Origin of the sequence: Mesorhizobium sp. M8A.F.Ca.ET.181.01.1.1, from assembly GCF_004792025.1 — a bacterium.
GTDB lineage: Bacteria > Pseudomonadota > Alphaproteobacteria > Rhizobiales > Rhizobiaceae > Mesorhizobium.
This window is the reverse complement of record NZ_SRTV01000134.1, coordinates 1-338: the sequence shown is the minus strand read 5'-3', so window position 1 is coordinate 338 and position 338 is coordinate 1. Positions and strand designations below refer to the sequence as shown.

Sequence of the window (338 nt, the reverse complement as noted above, 5' to 3'; positions counted from 1 at the left end):
AGTTCATTCCCGGTGCGGTTCACTCACCAAGCTGCCCTACCCCAAAAGGGGACTGCGCTGGCTCGCAAAAACACGCCTCTAGTGGAGGTAAGTTGTCTCGGCCGTCGATTCGCCGCCTGCGTTCGGATGTCGCGTCGTTTCCGCGGTGCCAAACTGCTGATTTCTCGCCAGTGTCACCAAAACGAGTGCGGCGATCGAACCGCCCACGAGCATGACACTACTACCCGTTACCCAGCCCAAATGGCGCGTGAGTACTGCCAGGATGTAACCAGCGAAGGCGGCAGGAATATAAAACGACGACACGAACAGCGACGCACCGAACGACGTCGAGATTCTTG

Annotated in this window: 1 protein-coding gene; it reads right to left on the bottom strand. The window is 58.0% G+C overall.

What is annotated here, in order from left to right; genetic code table 11:
* Positions 1-78: 78 nt before the first annotated feature.
* A partial coding sequence (locus EN824_RS35705; protein ID WP_210236385.1) for a hypothetical protein occupies positions 79-338 on the bottom strand: 260 nt, incomplete at its 5' end.